The organism is Enterococcus dispar ATCC 51266 (assembly GCF_000406945.1).
Classification (GTDB): domain Bacteria; phylum Bacillota; class Bacilli; order Lactobacillales; family Enterococcaceae; genus Enterococcus_C; species Enterococcus_C dispar.
The window spans coordinates 1,478,391-1,499,978 of record NZ_KE136354.1 but is presented as its reverse complement, the minus strand read 5'-3'; the positions used below and the strand labels follow the sequence as shown (position 1 = coordinate 1,499,978).

At 39.6% G+C, this 21,588-nt stretch carries 20 protein-coding genes; 17 read left to right on the top strand and 3 right to left on the bottom strand.

Annotated features, from left to right (window positions below; translation table 11 throughout):
• Positions 1 to 161 precede the first annotated feature (161 nt).
• The 11 genes from RK01_RS07265 (at position 162) to RK01_RS07215 (ending at position 8,625) form a co-directional block, all read left to right on the top strand.
• Complete coding sequence (locus RK01_RS07265; protein WP_016172645.1) at positions 162 to 1,193, top strand: SPFH domain-containing protein; 1,032 nt, start codon at positions 162 to 164, stop codon at positions 1,191 to 1,193.
• Positions 1,194 to 1,243: 50 nt separating this feature from the next.
• A complete protein-coding gene (locus RK01_RS07260; protein WP_016172644.1) occupies positions 1,244 to 1,432 on the top strand; it encodes a type II toxin-antitoxin system antitoxin in 189 nt (62 codons plus the stop codon).
• Positions 1,433 to 1,625: 193 nt separating this feature from the next.
• Positions 1,626 to 2,612, top strand: a complete 987-nt coding sequence (locus RK01_RS07255) for a LacI family DNA-binding transcriptional regulator (RefSeq protein WP_016172643.1) — start codon at positions 1,626 to 1,628, stop codon at positions 2,610 to 2,612.
• Positions 2,613 to 2,794: 182 nt separating this feature from the next.
• Complete coding sequence (locus tag RK01_RS07250; RefSeq protein WP_016172642.1) at positions 2,795 to 3,535, top strand: sugar phosphate isomerase/epimerase family protein; 741 nt, start codon at positions 2,795 to 2,797, stop codon at positions 3,533 to 3,535.
• A complete protein-coding gene (locus tag RK01_RS07245) occupies positions 3,532 to 3,777 on the top strand; it encodes a hypothetical protein (protein WP_016172641.1) in 246 nt (81 codons plus the stop codon). The genes RK01_RS07250 and RK01_RS07245 overlap by 4 nt, the downstream gene beginning before the upstream one ends.
• A gap of 12 nt (positions 3,778 to 3,789) precedes the next feature.
• Positions 3,790 to 5,061, top strand: a complete 1,272-nt coding sequence (locus tag RK01_RS07240) for a hypothetical protein (RefSeq protein WP_016172640.1) — start codon at positions 3,790 to 3,792, stop codon at positions 5,059 to 5,061.
• Between the two features lie 19 nt (positions 5,062 to 5,080).
• Positions 5,081 to 6,040, top strand: coding sequence for a sugar kinase (locus tag RK01_RS07235; protein WP_016172639.1), 960 nt, complete (start codon positions 5,081 to 5,083; stop codon positions 6,038 to 6,040).
• Positions 6,041 to 6,676, top strand: a complete 636-nt coding sequence (locus RK01_RS07230) for an orotidine 5'-phosphate decarboxylase / HUMPS family protein (RefSeq protein WP_016172638.1) — start codon at positions 6,041 to 6,043, stop codon at positions 6,674 to 6,676. It begins immediately after the preceding gene.
• A complete protein-coding gene (gene hxlB / locus RK01_RS07225; protein ID WP_016172637.1) occupies positions 6,663 to 7,205 on the top strand; it encodes a 6-phospho-3-hexuloisomerase in 543 nt (180 codons plus the stop codon). Before RK01_RS07230 ends, hxlB begins: the two co-directional genes overlap by 14 nt.
• 9 nt (positions 7,206 to 7,214) lie before the next feature.
• On the top strand, positions 7,215 to 7,853 hold the full coding sequence (locus RK01_RS07220; RefSeq protein WP_016172636.1) for a bifunctional 2-keto-4-hydroxyglutarate aldolase/2-keto-3-deoxy-6-phosphogluconate aldolase: 639 nt from the start codon (positions 7,215 to 7,217) through the stop codon (positions 7,851 to 7,853).
• A 298-nt stretch (positions 7,854 to 8,151) separates the two neighbouring features.
• Positions 8,152 to 8,625 (top strand): glutathione peroxidase, encoded by a 474-nt coding sequence (locus RK01_RS07215; RefSeq protein ID WP_016172635.1) that lies wholly within the window; start codon positions 8,152 to 8,154, stop codon positions 8,623 to 8,625.
• A 457-nt stretch (positions 8,626 to 9,082) separates the two neighbouring features.
• Here RK01_RS07215 and RK01_RS07210 read toward each other — a convergent pair whose 3' ends face one another.
• Entirely contained in the window at positions 9,083 to 10,396 is a 1,314-nt protein-coding gene (locus tag RK01_RS07210; RefSeq protein WP_016172625.1) for an IS1380 family transposase, read from the bottom strand.
• 209 nt (positions 10,397 to 10,605) lie between these two features.
• Between RK01_RS07210 and spxB the strand changes: the two genes are divergently transcribed.
• Together spxB and RK01_RS07200 are read left to right on the top strand one after the other, a co-directional pair.
• A complete protein-coding gene (gene spxB, locus RK01_RS07205; RefSeq protein ID WP_016172634.1) occupies positions 10,606 to 12,387 on the top strand; it encodes a pyruvate oxidase in 1,782 nt (593 codons plus the stop codon).
• Positions 12,388 to 12,698: 311 nt separating this feature from the next.
• A complete protein-coding gene (locus tag RK01_RS07200) occupies positions 12,699 to 13,265 on the top strand; it encodes a hypothetical protein (protein WP_016172633.1) in 567 nt (188 codons plus the stop codon).
• A gap of 501 nt (positions 13,266 to 13,766) precedes the next feature.
• Here the strand turns inward: RK01_RS07200 and RK01_RS13515 are convergent.
• Complete coding sequence (locus RK01_RS13515) at positions 13,767 to 14,225, bottom strand: MATE family efflux transporter (RefSeq protein WP_081633704.1); 459 nt, start codon at positions 14,223 to 14,225, stop codon at positions 13,767 to 13,769.
• A 63-nt stretch (positions 14,226 to 14,288) separates the two neighbouring features.
• Positions 14,289 to 15,110, bottom strand: a complete 822-nt coding sequence (locus RK01_RS07190) for an AraC family transcriptional regulator (protein ID WP_016172632.1) — start codon at positions 15,108 to 15,110, stop codon at positions 14,289 to 14,291.
• A 133-nt stretch (positions 15,111 to 15,243) separates the two neighbouring features.
• Here RK01_RS07190 and RK01_RS07185 point away from each other — a divergent pair, with 133 nt between their 5' ends.
• The 4 genes from RK01_RS07185 (at position 15,244) to RK01_RS07170 (ending at position 21,437) form a co-directional block, all read left to right on the top strand.
• Positions 15,244 to 18,228 (top strand): glycoside hydrolase family 2, encoded by a 2,985-nt coding sequence (locus tag RK01_RS07185; protein WP_016172631.1) that lies wholly within the window; start codon positions 15,244 to 15,246, stop codon positions 18,226 to 18,228.
• Positions 18,229 to 18,253: 25 nt separating this feature from the next.
• On the top strand, positions 18,254 to 19,561 hold the full coding sequence (locus RK01_RS07180; protein WP_016172630.1) for an ABC transporter substrate-binding protein: 1,308 nt from the start codon (positions 18,254 to 18,256) through the stop codon (positions 19,559 to 19,561).
• A gap of 191 nt (positions 19,562 to 19,752) precedes the next feature.
• Positions 19,753 to 20,613, top strand: a complete 861-nt coding sequence (locus RK01_RS07175; RefSeq protein WP_211212159.1) for a carbohydrate ABC transporter permease — start codon at positions 19,753 to 19,755, stop codon at positions 20,611 to 20,613.
• Positions 20,610 to 21,437 (top strand): carbohydrate ABC transporter permease, encoded by an 828-nt coding sequence (locus RK01_RS07170; protein ID WP_016172628.1) that lies wholly within the window; start codon positions 20,610 to 20,612, stop codon positions 21,435 to 21,437. The genes RK01_RS07175 and RK01_RS07170 overlap by 4 nt, the downstream gene beginning before the upstream one ends.
• Positions 21,438 to 21,588 lie beyond the last annotated feature (151 nt).

Here is a 21,588-nt window from a genome sequence, read left to right as displayed (position 1 = left end):
ACAATAAGCTAGCGAGTTGTGCGGATTTGGTAAGCTTTTTTATTAGTTATATCTTTTAGTTTCGATGTTCCCTATGGGTTTGTTTGCTATTTTGACGAGGGCGTGATATTATTTGGATAATAATTAAAGTGATATCAAAATGATATCAAAGGAGGAAGCAAATGGAAAATGAAGAAGTGGCATTAAAAACACCTACCCAAGAAATTATTTTAAAGGCACGTAACGGGATGCCAATTTTTTTACTGATGTTGTTGGGAATAGTTTTATCAATCATCGCTTTTATTTGGGGGATTTTTATTTTAAACAAAGAGAGTCACAGTGTTTTTGGAGGGATTTTACTTGGATTAGGTATCTTTTATTGGGTACTGCCTTTGTGGTTATTAATCGCTGGATTAAAAGTTATTCACCCCAATGAAGCCTTGGTAATGACGCTTTTTGGTAAATATGTTGGCACATTAAAAGGGGCGGGTTTTTATTATGTGAACCCTTTTATGACTGCTGCGCCAGTCGCTAAAAGCAATACTCAAGAACTTATAGGCAGTGATTTGGAAATGGACGCGGCTGCGGGTAATAAAAAGGCTACTGCTAATTCAGCAAAAAAACGATTGTCTTTAAAAACGATGGCTTTAAGTAATAATAAGCAAAAAGTAAATGATAAATTGGGAAATCCAATTATGATTTCTATTGTAGTTATTTGGCGAATTCAAGATACGGCAAAAGCAATGTTTGATGTGGATAATTTTGTTGATTATCTCTCTATTCAATCAGATTCTGCTTTACGAAATATTGTACGTCTATACCCTTATGATGCAACAGATGATGAAGACGCCAACGAAAAGAGTTTAAGAGGATCAAGTTTAGAGGTTAGCGCGCGTCTGGCTGAAGAAATCCAAAGTAAAGTAAACGTCGCTGGCATTGAAATTTTAGAGGCAAAAATTACCCATTTAGCTTATGCACCAGAAATCGCAGCCGCTATGTTACAACGCCAACAAGCAGCAGCTATCGTAGATGCACGTCAATTGATTGTGGAAGGTGCAGTCGGGATGGTAGAAATGGCAATTGAAAAGTTAAATGAAAAAGATGTCGTTGATTTGGATGAAGAAAGAAAAGCGGCGATGGTCAGTAACTTGATGGTAGTTTTATGTGGTAATCGTGATGCCCAGCCAATTGTGAATAGCGGCTCATTGTATTAATTTTTGATACAATATGATGGAATAGAGATTAAGTAAAAGGAGCGGTACTTGTGGACAAAAAAACTAAGGCAAAAAAACAAGTGCCGTTACGTCTTTCTGCGGAACTTTATGAAGAATTGGCTAGTTGGGCAGAAGATGAATTTCGCAGTGTGAATGGACAAATAGAATACCTATTGACAACAGCAGTTAAAAAGCGTAAAAAAACTGCCCGTCCAACAGATAAGGAAAATGAAAAATAGCAGCTGTTTTTATTATGTACTTAAGCCTAAAAAATAGTATCTGTTAGACAAACGTATTTGCATTGGCTTATGTCAATGCTTTTTTGGTTATCTTTGTTTTGACATAACGTGAATAACTAAGAAGAAACAACTCTTTTCTTTCTAAAAAAAATTCGCTACAATAAGAAAAAATACCCAGTTGGAGAATATAAAAATGAAAAAAATTACCATTAAAGAGGTTGCTGAAGAAGCCGGAGTCTCCAAAACAACTATCTCGCGCTTTTTGAATCATAATTATGGCAATATGTCCAAAGAAACAAAAGCGAGAATTGCTGAAGTTATTGAACGTTTAGGCTATAGACCTAGTAAACAAGCTCAGGCATTAAAATCAAAACACAGTTATTTGATTGGTGTAGTGGTGGCTGATATTTCAAATATGTACTCTTCTTTGTTACTAAAAGGAATAGGTACAATCTTGGAAAAAAATGGGTATCAAATGATTATTATGGATGCTGGCAATTCCATTACACGGGAAAGAGAGTTATTGCAAAAGTTACTTGATCAAAGTGTTGAAGGAATTATTCTACAGCCTTCTTCAAGGCAATCCCAACAATATGAATTTATCAAAAAACATAATATTCCACTTTTGTTAGTAGATCGCCAAACGGAACCGGAACAATGGCCGTCAGTTTTAACCAATAATATTGCGGCTACAAAAGAAGTTTTGGAAAAAGCTTTGCAACAGGGCTATGAAGAATTCTTTGTTTTAAGCGAACCTATTAAAAATGTTAGTACGCGTGAATTGCGTTCCCAAACGGTTGTTCAAACTGTTTTAGCTGCTAAGAAAAAATGTCAGGTGATTGAAGTTGCCAGCAAAGCAGAACTTGTAGAAGCAATTGAAGCAATTTTAGCCCAACCAAATAAAAAGCTTCTATTTGCTTCAAATGGTCGTGTTTTGATGGAAAGCTTAGCTGTTTTAATTAATAAAAAAATTATTTTACCCGAAACAATTGGCATCACTGGGTTTGATGATTGGAGTCTGACAGCTCTGGTAGGGCCTGGCATTACGAGTATTGAGCAACCATCACAAAAAATTGGTGAGATTGCGGCAGAAGAGTTGTTGAAGATAGTAATTGAAAATATTCATCAGCCAGAAGAGTTTATCGTTCCTTCGACAATTCGTTGGCGTAAATCGGTCTGAATAAAGTTTTTTTAGAAAAAATAGTTTAGGGCAAAGAGCTTTTGGAAACCGGTTTCCAAAAGCTCTTTGCTTTTTTAATATTCCAAGTGTTGTTTTTTAATTATGAAACCGTTGACATTTTTTGGAAACCGGTTTACTATCTGTGTATAGAAACCGGTTAACTAATTGAGAGGATGGGCTTTATGAAGAATAATCAAATCGTACTTAACTTTTTAGTTTTTGCTGAAAAAATTGCCAATGGTCGCCAGCAAAATGAATTATTAGCAGATATTAAAGCATTGGGTTTTCAGGCAGTGGAAATCAGAAGAGAATACTTCAAAGATATTCAAAAAGAAATCCCACTTATTAAAAAAGAAGCGGCACGTTTAGGGCTTGATTTATTTTATAGCGTACCCGATGAAGTGTATGTCTCTGGTAGTATTAATCCCAATTTAGTGGGGTATTTACAAGAAGCAAATGAAATGAGTGTTAAGCAAATTAAGTGGAATATAGGAGATTTTAATGGCGAACTTCATGCAGAAGAATTGAAAGCGCTTATCGATTCTGGTGTAGCGATAACCATTGAAAATGATCAAACTCAAACTTCTGGTACTATCTCAGCCATCAAAAAATACATGACTGCTGTTACAGCAGAAAACTTAGCAATTGGTTATGTTTATGATTTAGGCAACTGGCGTTTTGTTGGCGAAGACGAAGTAACCGCTGCTGAAGCATTGGCAGAATACGTTCACTACATTCACGTAAAAGACGTTCGTTATGAAGCCAATCAGCCACAAGCGACCGGGCTAGACCACGGCGTTATTGATTGGCGTAAAGTTCTATCCATTTTACCTGATAATCTTCCGATTGCGATTGAGTACCCTACAAAGACGAACGAAGAAATTCTAGAAGCAAAAAATCTTTTAGAGGAGGAAGTAAAATGAGTGACCAACAAACAAAAATAGATGCTGAAAAATTTGCTTATCATTTTATGGATACGATCAATCGGCCAGAAATTGATACAGAAGGGATGGAAGGTGCAGCTAAAGAAGCATTAGCTGCATACTTAACAGCTTATTATTTAATTCAAAAATTCAATCATTTAGAAAATGACTTTTTTGTAGAAGATCATAAAAAACCAGTATCTAATTATCAACGTATTTTGAGTGAGTTAAACAAATATTAGGAGGCGTAAACAATGGGTGGCGCAATAACTGGAATTTTACTTGCATTAACCTTTATCATATTTGTCATCTACGCCATGAAAGGCGGTAATTTGACTGTCGGTTTCTTCGTGATGGCAGTTTTATGGACGATGATTGGCTTGGTACCTTTTAACCAAGCAATTAAAGAAATTTTTACTGAACCTGTTTTAAATTACGGAAAAACAGCAGCATATATTATTTTTGGTTCTTGGTTTGGACGTGTGTTGGTAGATACCGGAATTGCAGGAAGTATCAGTCGGAAAACGGAAAAGGTTGGGAAAAAAAGTCCCGTCTTGGCAACAATTTTAATTGCTTTTGTAATCGCTTTAATTTTTACGAGTTCCTATGGTGTTGGTTCTGCGATTGCCGTCGGCGTTATTCTATTTCCAATTATGTTTTCCATTGGCGTACCTCGTAATATTGCTGTTTCAGTCTTTACGATTGCAATTGGTGCTGCTATGTATGTCAATAATGTCTTATTTGTTCAATTTCAAGTTTTCTTTCCTAAAGTTGCTTGGGGACCACACTACCAACGGTTTGGTTTTATAGCAATGGGAATTCAGATGGTAATTTTGGTTTTATTTATCTTATTTAATGCCAAAAAAATCCGAAATGGAAAACCTGAAATTGTTGAAAGCCAGACAGAAGAAGAAATTGTTGAAGTTCCAATTTGGACCTATATTTTACCTGTATTACCAGTCGCATTAAGTATCTTTGCGAAATGGGATGCGGTACCAGCATTATTACTTTCAACAATTATTGCATTTGCTGCAACGGGCAATATGAAGAAATATACAAAGTTTGTCATGATGATGAACGAAACGGCAAAACATGCAATCAGCGATATCGCGGGATTATTAATTATGCTGTTTGTTTTAACTATGTTCCAATCAGCCGCTGTGCACGCGATGTCGGGCTTTACGACAGTCTTTCAACAAATCATTCCTGATAATAAGCTGGCATTGATTGTAATTGTAGCGATTATCGCACCCCTTTCATATTTCCGCGGCCCATTGATGCTTTATGGGGCAGGGGCTGCTACAGCTGCAATTCTAGTGGGAACAGGAATGTTTGATCAATACTTTTTATATGGATTACTTGTAGTGCCTTCTATGATGGGAGTATCCGCATGTATTACCCAATCTTGGAATCTATGGTCGGTACAATATGCCGGGCTTGATACGAAAACATTTTTATTAACAGGTCTGCCATGGGCGTGGGCTGCAACTGTTTTGAATTTAATTGCTGCCTATATTTTACTTTAAAAGAAAAGAGGAAATGAACATGAGTGAATTTTTAACAATTGGTGAACCAATTGCATTATTTGGATCAGAAGAAGTAGATAAATCTTTAAAAGATGCGCTTCATTTTCAAAAATTTTTGGCTGGCGCTGAGGTTAACGTGGCCGTGGGAGTTTCCCGTTTGGGTCATAGTAGTGAATACATTACCCAAGTAGGTAAAGATCCTTTCGGTGAATTTATTATTGACCGGCTACATGAAAATAAAATTGGTACTGACTATATCTCTGAAACAGCAGATTTTTGGACAGCTTTTCAATTAAAAGATAGAGTAAGCGATGGTGATCCAAGTATTTTTTATTTCCGTAAAGGATCAGCTGCAGCTCACTTTGAAAAAGAAATTTTAGATAAGATCGATTTTTCTGAAGTTAAAATGGCCCATTTATCCGGAATCTTTCCAGCAATTTCACCGGCCGCACAAAGCGCATTTCGCTATTTGATTGAATTGCTGGAAAAAAATCAAATTCGGACCACTTTTGACCCCAACTTACGTCCCCAATTATGGGCAAGCACAGAAGAAATGGTAGAAACGATTAACGATTTAGCTTCTCATGCAGAAATTGTTTTACCAGGAATTAATGAAGGCGAAATTTTGATGGGCAGCCGTGATCCTGAGGCTATTGCGGACTTTTATTTGAATAATGGTTCTGCAACTAAAACAGTTATTGTAAAATTAGGAACAGAAGGCGCTTTTGTGAAACAAAAAGATGGATCAAGTTATACAGTTCCTGGCTTTAAAGTGGCAGAAGTAGTTGATACCGTCGGTGCCGGTGATGGTTTTGCGGTTGGCTTGATTACTGCGTTAATTGAAGGAAAAGAATTAGAAGAAGCCGTGGTTCGGGCTAATGCGATTGGAGCTATGGCTGTTCAATCCCCTGGTGACAATGATGGTTATCCAACACCAGAACAATTAGCGGCATTTTTACAAAATCAGAAGGTGAAATAAATGAAGTTACAAACGGCAATTGATCGTGTCCCCTTGTCAGAAGCTGAAGCTTTAGCAGAACAGTTAAACGGTAAAACAGATATTTTAGAAATGGGCACATCGCTAGTAAAGGATTACGGGAATACTGCAATACAAAGATTAAAAGAAAAATTGGACCATACGACTTTATTGGTTGATAGTAAAACGATTGATGAAGGCGCTTATGAATTTACACAAGCTTTTTTGCATGGCGGCGATATTGTTACCGTCATGGGTGCGGCATCTTATGACACATTATCAGCTTGTTATGAGGTAGCACAAAAAGAAAACAAAACCATGATGATTGATTTATTGGAAGTAAGTGATGAAAAAATTGCCATCATAAAAGATTTTCCAGAAGCGATTTATGCTTTACATCATTCAATTGATCGTAAAGATAAAATGGATGCAGTAGCAAGCGTGGCGGCATTTCATGAAAAGTTTCCGACAATTAAACGTTTGGCAATTGCTGGAGGCATTGATTTAATGCAGGCAAAAAAATTAGCCGCACAAGGCATACTGGAAATTATTATCGTCGGCTCTAAAATTAGCAAAGCGCAAGATCCAGTAAAAGCAGTAGAAGAATTTATGGAGGCAATTCATTATGAAAACAATTGAAACAATTATGACCGAAATTAATCAAGTGATGGCGTTAGTCGATGAAACACAACTCGATCAAGCTTTGCCATTATTTAAAAAGGATAAACGGATTTTTGTAATTGGCGCCGGACGCAGTGGTTTTCAAGCCAAAGGTTTTGCGATGCGGTTGATGCATATTGGCTATACTGATTTCGTGATGGGAGAAACCATTACTCCTTCTATTCAAAAAGGTGATACTTGGGTCGCTATTTCTGGATCAGGTACAACTAAAGGCATTGTAGCGGACACACAAGCAGCAAAAAAATTAGGGTTAGATATTGTTGTTTTAACAAGTGATTCGCAATCCCCATTAGCCCAATTAGCAGATAAAGTCATTGTTGTTCCTGGTGCGACAAAAACGGGTGCCGGTATTCAATCCGTTCAATTACTTTCAAGTCTTTTTGATCAGACTGTTCATATTACCTTAGATGCTTTGACATTGAAATTAGCCGCACGGGATCAAACTTCTAACGAAGATGCGTTACATGAACATGTAAACGTAGAGTAGGGGATGGCTATGAAAAAAGGAGACGTTTTAGCACGGTTGGAAAAAGCAGGGATTGTTGCCGTGGTTCGTGAACAAACAGAAACACATGCTTTAAAAGCAGCACAAGCAGTAGTAGATGGTTGTATTTTAGGACTTGAAATCACTTTTTCTGTTCCCAATGCAGCTTCTGTAATTACCCGATTAAAAAAAATGTATTCCTCATCAAGTGAGGTAGTAGTAGGAGCAGGAACCGTTTTAGATGCCATCACAGCACGGTTTGCAATTATGTCAGGCGCAGAATTTATTGTCAGTCCTAGTTTTAATTTGGAAACAGCACAAGTATGTAACTTATATCAAGTACCTTATTTACCTGGCTGTATGACTATAACCGAAATGCAACAGGCGATGATAAGTGGGGTTGAAATTGTGAAACTATTTCCCGCAAATAATTTTGAACCGAGTCTAATCAAAAGTGTGAAAGCACCATTGCCGCAAATTAGTATTATGCCTACAGGGGGCATCAATTTAGAAAATTTATTGACTTGGAAAGAAGCAGGAGCCGCATTAGTTGGTGTTGGAGGAAATCTTTTTAAAGGCGTGTCAGAAAATGATTATGAACAAGTGCAGAACACGGCGACTGCTTATATTAAAAAATGGCAGCAAGCGTAACGTTTTAAATAGATTGCAATAAAAATTAAGCAAAAAAGACCTAGTTTACTAAAAGAGTTGCGCTGAATTATTCAGCATATGGGACAACTTCTTTTAGAGCTAGGTCTGTTTTACTTTTTACTATGTGTGGGAAGAATAAAGATAAGCCAATCACCTATTAAATTGAATTTTAGGGAAAATACAAATAGAAAAACTACGAAATATTTAAATTGCATTTGTCTTAAACAAAAAAATATTCAAAGAAAAAAAGTTAACGTATACTAATTGAAATATCCTACTTATAAAGGAGAGATAGAGTATGGAAGCAATTTATGATTACACAGTGAAAGATGTCGGCGGCAAATCAATTTCAATGAAAGACTATAAAGGAAAAGTATTGCTGATTGTCAATACTGCAACAGGTTGCGGATTTACACCACAATATGAAGGACTAGAAAATTTATACCAAGAGTTTCAAAAAGAAGGACTGGAAATATTGGATTTTCCCTGTAATCAATTTGGCAATCAAGCTCCTGGTAGCAATGAAGAAATTCAATCATTTTGTCAGTTGCGCTATCACACAACGTTTAAAACTTTTGCAAAAATTAAGGTGAATGGTGAGGATGCGGCGCCATTATACCAATTTTTAAAAAGTCAGCAAAAAGGTTTAGGCGAAGCGATTAAATGGAACTTTACGAAATTTGTGGTCGATCGTAATGGCAATGTCGTCAAACGCTTTGCTTCAGCTACATCGCCAGAAAAGATTGTCTCAACCATTGAGAAATTACTTTAGGTTTGCAGAAAAATTTGTTGGAAATTTTAAATTAAATAAGTGGTTAATAGAGCCTGCTGAATTTCAGTAGGCTCTATTAGGTAAAGCGCTTAGCTGATTTTCACAAAGGATATGGTAGAATACCAAACTTCATTATAAGAAATTTGAGTAACACTTTCATATAATTCTTCCTTTAAGAAAAGTGATGGAGATAATGTGAATTTTACATAAATAGTATGAAAAAAAGACAATTAAATATTGAAGAAATATTCCTGAATAATTCATACTTTTTATAAACTACCAAATTTTATAATTATCTGTTTAGTTTTATGCTCAATGGTTCTTTTTCTCAAAAATATTTTTCTAAAGGGTTTAATTTATTTTTGCTAACTGATTAAGTTCAAGAAAGACCTCATTTTGGGCGCACTCATCCTATCGAATGGTTAACGAATTTTTTTGAATGGCGCAATAAACGCAACTAACACTGCAGTACCTGAATGTTTTGTAGAATCCGATAAAATAACTTCTGGTAAACATGGTAACTACTTAATTTCAAGTATTGTCTTCTTCCGGAATGAACTATCTTTCCAGCAATTTTAAAGAGAAATAAGCGAATAGTAGAAACCTGATACCCTTTCGTTTCATTGGTAAAACACAATGTTCGCATGAAGTTCACGATATTGTAAGCCAATAGGCTTACGATCATACGAGCATGATTTTCTATAAAACGTGGGCTATCTGTTTTATCCAAGTAAAAGCCGTTTTTTGCTTCCTTAATGTAATTTTCCATCGTTCCTCTTTTTGAATACGTTTGGAAAACCATTTCTGGAGAGACGTCTTTTGAAAAATTGGTAATGATGAATTCATGTCTAAAAAGCAATTCACTAGCTTCTCTGGTTGATTTTATGCAGATCCTTCTGGATTTTCCCCACGACTTTGCTTGATAAGTGGCGTTATAGTAATGAACTTCTTTCTTACTCCAATCGTGATGATCCTTAATGGTAACGAATTGCTCAGCGATTCTGTACAGATTACGATTGGATTTCAAACGGATAGTATACAAACTATCGTACTCTTCACAAAGTTCATACAAATCAGGCATTGCGAATCCACTATCTGCACGTACCATAATAGTGCTTACTGGTGTCACAGAGTGATAATGCTCAAATAATGGACGAGTAAATGCTGCGACGCCTTTTGAGGTGTAGACATTTCCAGAACGAAGTTCTGCTTTAAGAAAGTCTCCGGTAAGACCATCTAAGGCAACGAGTGGATGATAACCGGTTGTCTGGTAATGCGCATTATAATCGGTCATTTCTTGGTTTCCAAAGGTATCACTGTGAGTAGAATCTAAATCGAAAATCATTTCGTTCGTATTTCGAATCGTACGTGCTTTATCAATCAAAATCTGGTTAACCTTTTGTAGTTGGACGATATTTTCTGTTGACATCCGATCCCAAAAGCGAGAAATGGATGACTGTGAAGCCAACCGCTTTTTGCTTAAAACAGCTTGAAAGATAGGATCCGTTGCTAATATATTGGCTGAAGAATCTGTAGGATAGCCTGCAATCAACTGCAAGATGATTTGTTCCAGAATAGATTCATTTTCATGAACATGATACAGTCGGTCATCTTGAATCTGGATGTTTTTACATAAGATTTGGCTAAACTCAAATTTGTTCATGAACTCTTTTGCTAATATTAAGCCGGAATCTGAGGACAAATTTCCACCAGAGTGAGATACTGTAACATTTGAATTGAAAAGTAGACGATTTTCGTGTAAAGTTGCCATTGAGAGAACCCCTTTCTTTGGTTAGGTTTAGTCACTTTAACCATAGCAGATTGGGGTTCTTTTTGTACACCCAAAGGGTGCGAATAAACGAAACAAAATAGACTGTTATAACAAGGTTTTTGAAGCGTTTTTGAAAACTATGAATTATTCAGGGGTAAGATTATACTTGGAATTTTTTTGTGAAATTAATCTCTAGGAGGATCATTTGAATGACAGATGGAAAAATTAAAGTTAGTACAGCTTCACTAAAAGTGTTAGCAGGATGGGGAATAGACACAATTTATGGAATTCCTTCGGGAACTTTAGCCCCTTTAATGGAAGCTTTAGGTGAACAAGAAGAGACAGATATTAAATTCCTTCAAGTAAAACATGAAGAAGTTGGAGCAATGGCAGCTGTAATGCAATGGAAATTCGGAGGGAAACTAGGTGTGTGTGTTGGATCAGGTGGTCCTGGTGCTTCTCACTTAATCAATGGTCTTTACGATGCAGCTATGGATAATACACCAGTTTTAGCTATTTTAGGATCTCGCCCTCAAAGAGAATTGAATATGGACGCGTTCCAAGAATTGAACCAAAATCCAATGTTTGATCATATTGCAGTATATAACCGTCGTGTTGCTTACGCTGAACAATTACCAAAATTGATTGACGATGCAATCCGTACTGCTATCTCTAAACGTGGAGTAGCCGTATTAGAAGTACCTGGCGACTTCGGTTACCATGAAATTGCTAACAACGCATTCTACTCTTCAGGTCACAGCTACCGTGATTACGTTTCTTCTGCAATCAATGAAGCAGATATCGACGCAGCTGTTGAAGTGTTAAACAACGCTAAACGACCTGTTATCTATGCAGGTATCGGAACTATGGGACACGGTCCAGCAGTCCAAGAATTATCTCGTAAATTAAAAGCTCCAGTTATCACAACTGGTAAAAACTTTGAAACTTTCGACTATGACTTTGAAGGATTAACTGGTTCAACATACCGTGTTGGTTGGAAACCAGCTAACGAAGCTGTTAGAGAAGCAGATACAGTTCTTTTCGTTGGTTCAAACTTCCCGTTTGCTGAAGTAGAAAATACTTTCGGAAGCGTTGAAAAATTCATCCAAATCGACAACAACCCAACAATGCTTGGTAAACGCCATAACGCAGATGTTGCTATTCTTGGTGATGCTGGTGAAGCAGTTCATTCATTACTAGAAAAAGTAGCACCTGTTGAAGAATCAGCTTGGTGGAATGCTAACTTGAAAAACGTTCAAAACTGGCATGACTACATGACTAAGTTGGAAACTAAAGAATCTGGTGCTTTACAACTTTATCAAGTATACAACGCTATCAACAAATATGCTGACGAAGATGCAATCTACTCAATTGATGTTGGTAACTCAACTCAAACATCTATCCGTCACTTGCACATGACTCCTAAAAACATGTGGAGAACTTCTCCATTGTTTGCTTCAATGGGTATCGCACTTCCAGGTGGTATTGCAGCGAATAATGTTTACCCTGGACGTCAAGTATTTAACTTAATGGGTGACGGTGCGTTCTCTATGAACTACCAAGATGTTGTTACTAACGTACGTTACAACATGCCTGTTATCAACGTAGTATTCACTAACACTGAGTATGGTTTCATCAAGAACAAATACGAAGATACAAACACAAATACTTTCGGTACTGAATTTACTGATGTAGACTACGCTAAAATTGGTGAAGCACAAGGTGCTGTTGGTTTCACAGTAAGCCGTATCGAAGACATGGATCAAGTAATGGCTGAAGCTATTAAAGCTAACAAAGAAGGTAAAACAGTTGTAATCGATGCTAAGATCACTAAAGATCGTCCAATTCCAGTAGAAACATTGAAATTAGACCCTGCATTGTACAGCGCAGAAGAAATCAAAGCTTACAAAGAAAAATATGAAGCTGAAGAATTAGTACCATTTAGCGAGTACCTAAAAGCTGAAGGTCTAGAATCTATCGTAGCTAAATAATTTTTTGATGTACAACTTATAGTTTAATAAAAAAGGTGAGTCGCTATGTTATAGTGACTTGCCTTTTTTGTTAGGCAGATTTAGTAAAGAACTTTGTCGTTTTCTACTGTTTCTTTTATCTGTCAAAACTACACCACCATATATGATTCTATTTTCTATCCTTTGTTTTAAATTATCTATTCGCGTAAAGACATATAATTTTAAAGGACAGTTATTTACATAATGAACGTATTCGTTGGATGGGCTACAATTAACTAGACAGAAAAATTAAGGTGTGTAGACTAGAAGAAAACATACCGGGAGGAATCACTATGTATTTAGTAGAATTACAACAAGGAGATCGACGCCATACAGTGGGTTTGTTTAGAGAAAAAAAGGAAGCGAAAGAATGGATTGAAGCACTTCCTTATGTTCGTAAAGAAAGTGAAGTTTTTGGAGGGCAAGAATTTGTAACCTATACGATGAATTACGAGGATTTGCCGCTCTATGAGGAAATTGTGTGGAAAGGAAGCCGCTATCCTTTTACAAAATATATGTTTACTCCTGATGATGGGCGAATTGAACTTTTCATTTGGGATAAGCTGCCTATTATAGGTGAGGTCGAAGGACGTGTAGAAGGTATGACACAAGTTGATACGTATCTCATCCCAAATGAAGAAACAGAAAGCTACATTACAGCGCGTGAAGAAGTCCGTAACGCGATTACCATGCATTATGAAAAAATAGAAAAACATGTTGAAGCAGGTGGGGTCGGTTCGCAGGATGGAGAATACCTAATAGTTGAAGATGGGCCATTCGTTCATTTAGATGCCTCTACTATTCAGCAATGGCAAGAAAAATCAACTGTAGAATATTTTATTAAACAAATTGAGAGCTGAGAAAAGTACTAAGGCACATAAGAGCTATCTATTTCGAGACAATAGAACTATTCAACTTATCATAAAGTTAGTTGAGTTTAAATTGTTCCGGGTTGGGCGCGATTGTGTAAGAAATGTTGGCAATTACTAAACGGTGTAGCTAACGATCAACTGTCAACAAAATAATTAAAAAGGCGCGAATAATTTCTACTTTATGCGTTTTTTGTTTGTCCGCTCATGCTATAATGAGGAGCTTAGGATAAGAACGTTTTTTACTTAGAACGGAAGCCGAGAAAAGCCTCCGCCTCTTGGATAAAATCCAACAGCTCCGTTGGTAAAAGCCATGCACAGTTGAATTTTTAAAAACTTCACCGGTTCCAAGGGATCTTTGCATCCAAAATTCGGAAGAATTTCCTGGCGTTCCGAAAAAATAGGTACATTTTGCGCCAACGGCGCGATTCTCATCCGGAAATCCCTGATAAACAAGAAAACCAACGATTTTCCCAAATAAATAAAGGGAATTTAGAAGTATGAATAATTCAGGATAATAATGGGCAAAAAAATACCAAGAACAGTCAGAAAAAAAGTCCCGGCTCCCAAAATCCTCTCTGCTTCTTCCCGGTCTTTCCTCCCCAAGGCAATCGCAGCTAAAGGCGCTCCGCCTCCGCCGACCAGCATACTGAAAGCGGAAATAATCAGCAAAAGCGGCACACTGATTCCCAATCCCTTCAAAGCATAAGCACCGACTTCAGGAATGTGGCCGATATACATCCGGTCACAATGTTGTAAAGAATATTGATGACTTGCGCCAAAATAGAAGGCAGCGCCAAAGAAAACATCAACCCAGAGACAGGCTCTGTTCCCATTCTTGTGTCTTCTACTTCTTGCAAAACCTCCCCTCCTTTTTCTTCTATCTTTTTTGATTGGATTTTGCTTCGAACAGATAGGTGAAGCTGTTTGTTTTATTTTGTGTGATTTCATTATACGCAAAATAAATTATTTTAGAAGCAGACAGGAAGTTTTCAAAGTTTTTAAGAAGCAACTCTAAGGATGCATCCGATACTCGCTCGGTGAAACGCCGTAATTCTTTTTAAAAGCATGCGAAAAGACAAATGGGTCGGAATAGCCGACTTGTAGGGCGATTTCTTTGACAGTTTGCGGAGTGTTCTTCAACAAAATAGAAGCTTTGAATAAACGCAGATTGATTAGATAACTTTGCGGAGTCTGGAATGTATAGCGCATGAACAATTTATAAAGATAGCTGCGGCTGATGTTGGCATGGGCGGAGATTTCGGTAATCGCGATTTTTTCATTGTAATGTTCATTCATGAAAAGAATTGCGTCTTGCAGTGGAAAAGCAAGCTGGAGATTTTTTTCAGAATAATCAGAGGGGAAAGAAGCAATCAAATCATAAGTCAAATCATACAGCTTAGCCAGTTTCTTCAAGTCACTCGACAAATATTCCGTTTCATTCATAGAAATTTCGCAAATATCTTTGATGATGGCAGGAGATTGCGAAGAATCTGGATAAGTAAAGCCAAAGGAATTTAAGACAGATGAACGCATCAAGTATTCCAGTGCTTTTTCACCGCTCACGCCAACCCAGTAATACTTCCAAGGATTTTCTTTCCTAGTGCCGTATTTCGGAACCATTCCCTTCCGCAAAATAAATCCATCTCCGGCTTTCAACTCGACTTTTTTATTATCCAGCATAAAAAAGCCTTCACCTTCTTCAATATAGTGTATTACAAATTCTTGCCTAACTTTGTAATCATAAGTCAGATTAAGATAAAATTGTTCAATTCCGCATTCAATGACATTCAAATCTGAATTAGACGGTTTATAATGTTTCCATAATAACTTCATTTTTCTCCTCGCTTATTTCAATTTTGTACACATTATAACATGGATAGGGTAGATTATATAGTTTGATGCGAAATTTTTTCTGTTATACTTATAAATATGAAAGCGAATTCAAATGAGAGCAAAGGAGAAAGAGATGACAAAATTACAGAATTATTTCGAAAAATTTGATCCGTTGCACATCGGCACACTGCCTCAGCGCAGTTATTTTATACCTTTTCAAAAAGAAGAAGCGGAAGAATTCAAAAAAGACCGCAAGCATTCTTCCCAGTATATCGACTTGGACGGTACTTGGAAATTCAGCTATCAGCCGAATATCCGCACCGTTGACGTAGAAGATTGGCTGAATGACAGCGAAAAATTTGAAGGTGACTTGAAAGTACCGAGCGTTTGGCAGATGAACGGCTATGATCAGCCGCAATACACCAACGTGCGTTATCCGATTCCTTACGACCCGCCGTACGTTCCTTATGAAAATCCAGGCGGCATTTATCGCCGTACTTTTACTGTCGGAAAAACGAAAGAAAACTACTATTTGAACTTCGAAGGAGTAGATGCCTGTTTTTATGTCTACTTGAACGGAGAGTTTGTCGGCTTCAGTCAAATCTCCCATGCCCAGCATGAATTCGATGTTACATCTTTTCTGAAAGAAGGAGAAAACGAACTGGTTGTTTTTGTTCTCAAGTGGTGTACGGCTACTTACTTCGAGGATCAGGACAAATTCCGCACCAGCGGCATCTTCCGTGACGTTTACCTTTTGAAACGCCCGAAAGAGCATTTGACTGACTATGTTTTCAAAGAAGATGTAAACGTTTCAGAAAAGAAAGCAGCAGTAAAACTGGAATTCAAGAAAACCAATCCAGAACTGCCAGTGAAAGTTACTTTCCTGGACGGCGAAGGACAAAAGCTGTTTGAAGAAGAAATAACCGAAAACAGTCTAGAATTCAACTTGAAGGATATCCATTTATGGTCGGCAGAAGATCCTTACTTGTACCAGCTGTATTTGGAAACACCGGAAGAAACTTTCTATAAAAAAGTAGGCTTCCGCACGATTGAAATTAAAGACCGCGTTTTCCTGTTCAACGGAGAGCCGATCAAGCTACACGGTGTGAACCATCACGACAGCGATCCGAAAACAGGACCGGTTATCGACAGAGAAGATTTCCTGCGGGATCTGAAAATCATGAAAGACCATAACATCAACGTCATCCGCACAGCGCACTATCCGAAAGCACCGCTTTTCTATGAAATGTGCAACGAACTAGGCTTTTATGTTGTCAGCGAAGCCGACATCGAAACGCACGGAGTGGTGGATCTGTACGGAAAAGGCAGAAACGCCAACTACAATATGATTGCCGATGACCCGATTTACCAAGAAGTGATTTTGGACCGGGTAGCTGCCTCCATGATTCCGTTCCTGAACGAAACATCCATTTTCATGTGGTCGATGGGGAATGAATCCGGCTACGGCGTCAATTTTGAAAAAGGTTTGGAACTGGCTCGCGAGATCGACGATTCTCGTCTGCTGCATTACGAAGCAGCTTTCTATGCCGATCCGAACAAGGAGCACGATTACAGCAACTTGGATGTCCACAGCCGCATGTACCCGACTTTCAAAGAAATCGAAGACTACTTCGAGGACTACGACAAACCTTACATGCTTTGCGAATATGCGCATGCTATGGGGAATAGCCCGGGAGACATCTTGGATTACGATTACTACTTCCAAAAAGAACCAAGCTTCATGGGTGTCTTCATTTGGGAATGGACCGACCATGCGCTGGACTTCGGCGACGGGAAACTGCTTTACGGTGGCGACTCCGGTGAAAGGTACCACGACGGCAACTTCTGTGTGGACGGATTGGTTTCTCCAAACCGGGATATCAAGTCCGGATTGCTGGAATTCCGCCAAGTCTACCGTCCGCTACGCCTGTTGGAAACAGACCGCAACAAAAACCGCCTGCTGATGAAAAACATGCTTGGCTTCCTGGATGCAAAAGACAGCATCCACGTCGCGTACGCCATTTATGACCAAGAAAAAGCTGTCAAAGAAGGACAGCTGGACTTGCCGGAAATAAAACCGGGAGAAGAAGTTTGGGTGGGCTTCCCAGAACTGGAAGAATTGAATGCCGAAACCGGCTATGTGCACTTTGACTACTACAAAGATTCCATGGGAGAAGAGGTTTTCTGCGGCATGGACAGCTATGTGCCGGAAGAGTTCGCATGGGTGCTGAAGGATTTCGCTGAAACTTCCGCCAGTTCCAAATTGGAATACGAGGAAACAGAAACAGAGTACCAAGTTCAAACCGACCGTTTGTCCTTTGCAATCGGCAAACACACCGGGATGCTGCATCAATTGGCAGACAAAAAAGGCGGCTTCTTGGAAAAAGCAGCTGATTTGGTAGTCTTTCGCGCACCGACCGACAACGACCGCAAAATCAAACTGGAATGGGAAGAAGCCGGAGTCTTCGACTATGAAACCCGCGTTTACACAAGTAGTGTCAAAGAAGAGGAAAACTCTTTGAGCTTCACCTTTGAAATGGCACTCTTGCCGGTTTACCGAGAGAAAATCGTTTCCTTAACCTTGACGTGGACCATCAAACGCGAAGAAGAACTGAGCTGCTTCATGCATGTGGAGAAGAACCCGTATGTACCGAGCCTGCCTCGTTTCGGCGTCCGCTTCCCGCTCAAGACTTCCTTCGACGAAGTCCGCTACTTCGGTTACGGGCCGTATGAAAACTATCAAGACAAACACCAAGCCAGCCGCTTGGGCAGCTACGAACAAACGATTCAAGAGTTGTACGAAAATTACTTGCAGCCGCAAGAACATGGCGAACGCTCCTTCTGCAACCTAGTGGAAGTGGAAGACAAAACACACCGTCTGCGCGCACAAGCTGATCATGATTTCGGCTTCAACTTCTCGCTTTATTCCATTGAAGAACTGCGCGAGAAGAAACACAGCTATGAATTGACAGAAAACGACTCCCATGATTTGATTATCGATTACAAGCAAGCGGGAATCGGCTCCAACAGCTGCGGACCAGAACTTTCCGAGCAGTACTGCATCAGTGAAAGAAATTGGGAATGGGGCTTCACAGTCTCCTTCCCGTCAGAAAAATAAACGAAAACAAACGGAGGAAAACAAGATGAAAAATGGATTATGGAAACTGGGGATTGCTGTAGGAACACTTTTGACACTGGCCGCATGCGGAAACGGCGGAAGCGCCGGTACCGGAGACTCCACAGCCGGGGGAGGAAACGCCAAAGATGCCTTGACTGTTTGGGCTTGGGATCCGAAATTCAACATCGCTGCTTTTGAAATGGCAGAGGCTGATTACCAAAAAGACAATCCTGACTTTAAACTGAACATCGTGGAAAATGCACAAAAAGATATGGTTCAAAAGCTGAATACCAACCTGAGTTCCGGAACTAAAACCGGCTTGCCGAATATCGTCATGATTGAAGACTACCGTGCCAAGAGCTTCCTAGAAGCTTTTCCGGATTCCTTCTTCCCGGTAACCGATTTTATCGACCCGAGCGAATTCATGGACTATAAAATCGCAGCTACTTCTGTGGACGGCGTTCAATATGGGACTCCATTCGACTCCGGGGTGACCGGTTTGTTCCTGAGAAAATCAGTAATTGGGGACGCTGGTTTGGCTCCAGAAGACTTTACCGACATCACTTGGACTGAATTCATTGAATTGGGCAAACAAGTCAAAGACAAAACTGACAAACCGCTTTTGTCTTCTGACATGAACGACTTGGGTCTCTTAAGAACGATGATGCACTCCAGCGGCAGCTGGTATTCCAAAGAAGACGGTTCTACACCGAACTTCGCCGGTAACGAGTCTTTGAAAATTGCTTTACAAGACTTCAAGGAAATGATGGACAGTGGCGTCATGATTACACATAACGCTTGGGATCAATTGGTTGCCAACTTCAACAGCGGTCGAGTAGCCGGTGTGGCGCAAGGAAACTGGATCATCCCTTCCATCAAAGCGGAAGAAAGCCAAGCAGGCGACTGGGTAGTTGTTCCTTACCCAAGACAAGAAGGCATCGTCGGAGCAACCAACGCTTCCAACTTGGGTGGATCTTCCATCTACATTTTGAATATCGACGGTAAAGAAGAAGCAGCTGAATTTATTGCAGAAACCTTTGGCAAAGACGTAGACTTCTACGAAGACTTGGCAACAGAAATCGGCGCAATCGGCTCTTACGAACCGGCAGCGGAAACCGAGACTTACCAGCAAGAAGATGCTTTCTTCGACAACCAGAAAATCTACCATGATTTCATCGAGTGGGCAAAAGAAGTTCCAGCTGTGAACTTCGGTAAAAACACTTATGCATTCGAAGACGTAGTCAAAACTACTCTCCAAGACTACATGAACGGAAAAGACTTGGACAAAGCCTTGGAAGAAGCTCAAAAAACAGCTGAAACACAAGTGAAATAAACGAACGTAAAAAAGGTTATCAGTCCCGAACCGTTGCTGCCTTGCAGGATGAACGATCATCGGGGCTGCCTTTTAAAACAAAACAACTCGAAACAGAAAAGACGAGCAGATATTTCCCTCTCGTTGTCGAACACAAAGGAGACGAATGATTGATGAATCCCAATAAAAAAAGTTTGCTGCATTCCTTGGAGATGAGAAAGAAGATCATGAGCTGGTCATTCGTTTCATTCTCCGTCATACTGATTTCTATTTTCTACTTCTACCCGATGATCAAAGCCTTGATTCTTTCCTTCCAGTCAGGAGCAGGCACCAACTTGTCCTTTGTCGGCTTAGATAACTATAAACGCCTGTTTTCCGACCCAACCTTTCTGACAGCTACAAAAAATACGTTGATTTTCCTGCTATTCCAAGTACCCATTATGGTTGTCATGGCAATTTTCTTCTCGGTGCTTTTGAATAACAAGACGCTGCACTTGAAAGGCCTGTTCCGGACGATAGTCTTCTTGCCGGCGGTTACCTCTCTGGTTGCGTATTCTATCGTTTTCAAAACCTTATTCGCTAACGAAGGAATCATCAATCATCTCTTGGTACAATTCCATTTGGTAGCTCAGCCGATCGCCTTTTTTTCCAGCCCGTTCTGGTCGAAGTTTGTCATTATTCTGGCGATCACTTGGCGCTGGACTGGATACAATATGATTTTCTTCCTTTCCGCACTGCAGAATATCGATGAAGAAATTTATGAAGCAGCACGGATCGACGGAGCTTCCGCTGTGAAGCAGTTTTTCACCATCACCATCCCAATGCTACGGCCGGTCATCCTGTTTTCTTCCATCACTTCCACAATTGGTACCTTGCAGTTGTTTGACGAACCGATGAACTTGACACAAGGCGGACCGGGGAACGCGACTACAACCATTTCCCAGTATATTTACAACCTCTCCTTTAAATATACGCCGGACTTCGGTTATGCTGCAGCCGTTTCCTACGCCATTGTGATTCTGGTTATCATATTTTCCATAATCCAATTCAAAGCGGAGGAGAAATCAAGATGAACAAACCGATGAAAAAATTCTGTACCTATCTCTTTTTAGTTGTCATGGCAATTATTTTTGCCTTCCCGTTCTATTTCTTGATTGTCAGCGCCACCAACAAATCAAGCGACATCATGCAAGGCGTCCTGACACCGGGAACGTACTTTATAGAAAACTTGCGCAACTTGACGAGCCAATACGATATTTGGACAGCAGCCAAAAACAGCTTGGTAATTTCCCTCTTGCAGACGATATTGTCGATTTTCCTGGCTTCCTTAGCCGGATACGGTTTTGAAATCCACCAAAGCAAAGGCAAAGAAATTGTTTTCCGCATTTTGCTCTTGTCGATGATGATTCCGTTCGCTGCTCTCATGGTGCCGCTGTTTCAAATGTTTGGAACTTTATCCGCCGTCGCTCCGATTATCGGGATCGACACCATCAGCGCGGTTATCTTGCCATATTTGTCCACAGCTTTCCTGATTTTCTTCTTCCGGCAGAACACCAAAATGTTCCCGAAAGCCTTACTAGAAGCCGGACGAATCGACGGACTATCCGAACTGGGACTCTTCTTCCGGATTTACGTCCCAACCATGAAAACCACATACGCAGCTGCCGGTATCATCGCCTTCCTGAACAGTTGGAATAACTACCTGTGGCCGCTAATCGTCATCCAGTCGCCAAGTAAACAAACCCTGCCGCTCATGATTTCCAACCTGGGCTCCAGCTACACCCCCGATTTCGGACTCATGATGATGGCCATCTTCATCGCCACCATCCCGACCGCATTTGTATTCTTCGCCCTGCAGAAATACTTCGTGGCCGGAATGCTGGGATCAGTCAAATAAACCAAAAGCTGCCTGCAGAAGGCAGCTTTTTTTATGTGTGCCAGGCATGGCAACTATCTAGGTGGTGAAAGTCCACTGTGGGGGTACACATTGACCAACCACTAAGGAAGCACAAGGTGCTTGCCGTGAGGTAAGGGCTGGAGGAAGTGTG

What these genes read in the sequence shown, in the direction of transcription:
- RK01_RS13515 (WP_081633704.1), bottom strand. Translation starts at nt 14,225, where the DNA reads ATGAAATCACACAAAATAAAACAAACAGCTTCACCTATCTGTTCGAAG.
- RK01_RS07215 (WP_016172635.1), top strand. Translation starts at nt 8,152, where the DNA reads ATGGAAGCAATTTATGATTACACAGTGAAAGATGTCGGCGGCAAATCA.
- RK01_RS07190 (WP_016172632.1), bottom strand. Translation starts at nt 15,110, where the DNA reads ATGAAGTTATTATGGAAACATTATAAACCGTCTAATTCAGATTTGAAT.
- RK01_RS07265 (WP_016172645.1), top strand. Translation starts at nt 162, where the DNA reads ATGGAAAATGAAGAAGTGGCATTAAAAACACCTACCCAAGAAATTATT.
- RK01_RS07185 (WP_016172631.1), top strand. Translation starts at nt 15,244, where the DNA reads ATGACAAAATTACAGAATTATTTCGAAAAATTTGATCCGTTGCACATC.
- RK01_RS07180 (WP_016172630.1), top strand. Translation starts at nt 18,254, where the DNA reads ATGAAAAATGGATTATGGAAACTGGGGATTGCTGTAGGAACACTTTTG.
- RK01_RS07235 (WP_016172639.1), top strand. Translation starts at nt 5,081, where the DNA reads ATGAGTGAATTTTTAACAATTGGTGAACCAATTGCATTATTTGGATCA.
- hxlB (WP_016172637.1), top strand. Translation starts at nt 6,663, where the DNA reads ATGAAAACAATTGAAACAATTATGACCGAAATTAATCAAGTGATGGCG.
- RK01_RS07175 (WP_211212159.1), top strand. Translation starts at nt 19,753, where the DNA reads ATGAGAAAGAAGATCATGAGCTGGTCATTCGTTTCATTCTCCGTCATA.
- RK01_RS07230 (WP_016172638.1), top strand. Translation starts at nt 6,041, where the DNA reads ATGAAGTTACAAACGGCAATTGATCGTGTCCCCTTGTCAGAAGCTGAA.
- RK01_RS07200 (WP_016172633.1), top strand. Translation starts at nt 12,699, where the DNA reads ATGTATTTAGTAGAATTACAACAAGGAGATCGACGCCATACAGTGGGT.
- spxB (WP_016172634.1), top strand. Translation starts at nt 10,606, where the DNA reads ATGACAGATGGAAAAATTAAAGTTAGTACAGCTTCACTAAAAGTGTTA.
- RK01_RS07255 (WP_016172643.1), top strand. Translation starts at nt 1,626, where the DNA reads ATGAAAAAAATTACCATTAAAGAGGTTGCTGAAGAAGCCGGAGTCTCC.
- RK01_RS07250 (WP_016172642.1), top strand. Translation starts at nt 2,795, where the DNA reads ATGAAGAATAATCAAATCGTACTTAACTTTTTAGTTTTTGCTGAAAAA.
- RK01_RS07245 (WP_016172641.1), top strand. Translation starts at nt 3,532, where the DNA reads ATGAGTGACCAACAAACAAAAATAGATGCTGAAAAATTTGCTTATCAT.
- RK01_RS07240 (WP_016172640.1), top strand. Translation starts at nt 3,790, where the DNA reads ATGGGTGGCGCAATAACTGGAATTTTACTTGCATTAACCTTTATCATA.
- RK01_RS07210 (WP_016172625.1), bottom strand. Translation starts at nt 10,396, where the DNA reads ATGGCAACTTTACACGAAAATCGTCTACTTTTCAATTCAAATGTTACA.
- RK01_RS07170 (WP_016172628.1), top strand. Translation starts at nt 20,610, where the DNA reads ATGAACAAACCGATGAAAAAATTCTGTACCTATCTCTTTTTAGTTGTC.
- RK01_RS07220 (WP_016172636.1), top strand. Translation starts at nt 7,215, where the DNA reads ATGAAAAAAGGAGACGTTTTAGCACGGTTGGAAAAAGCAGGGATTGTT.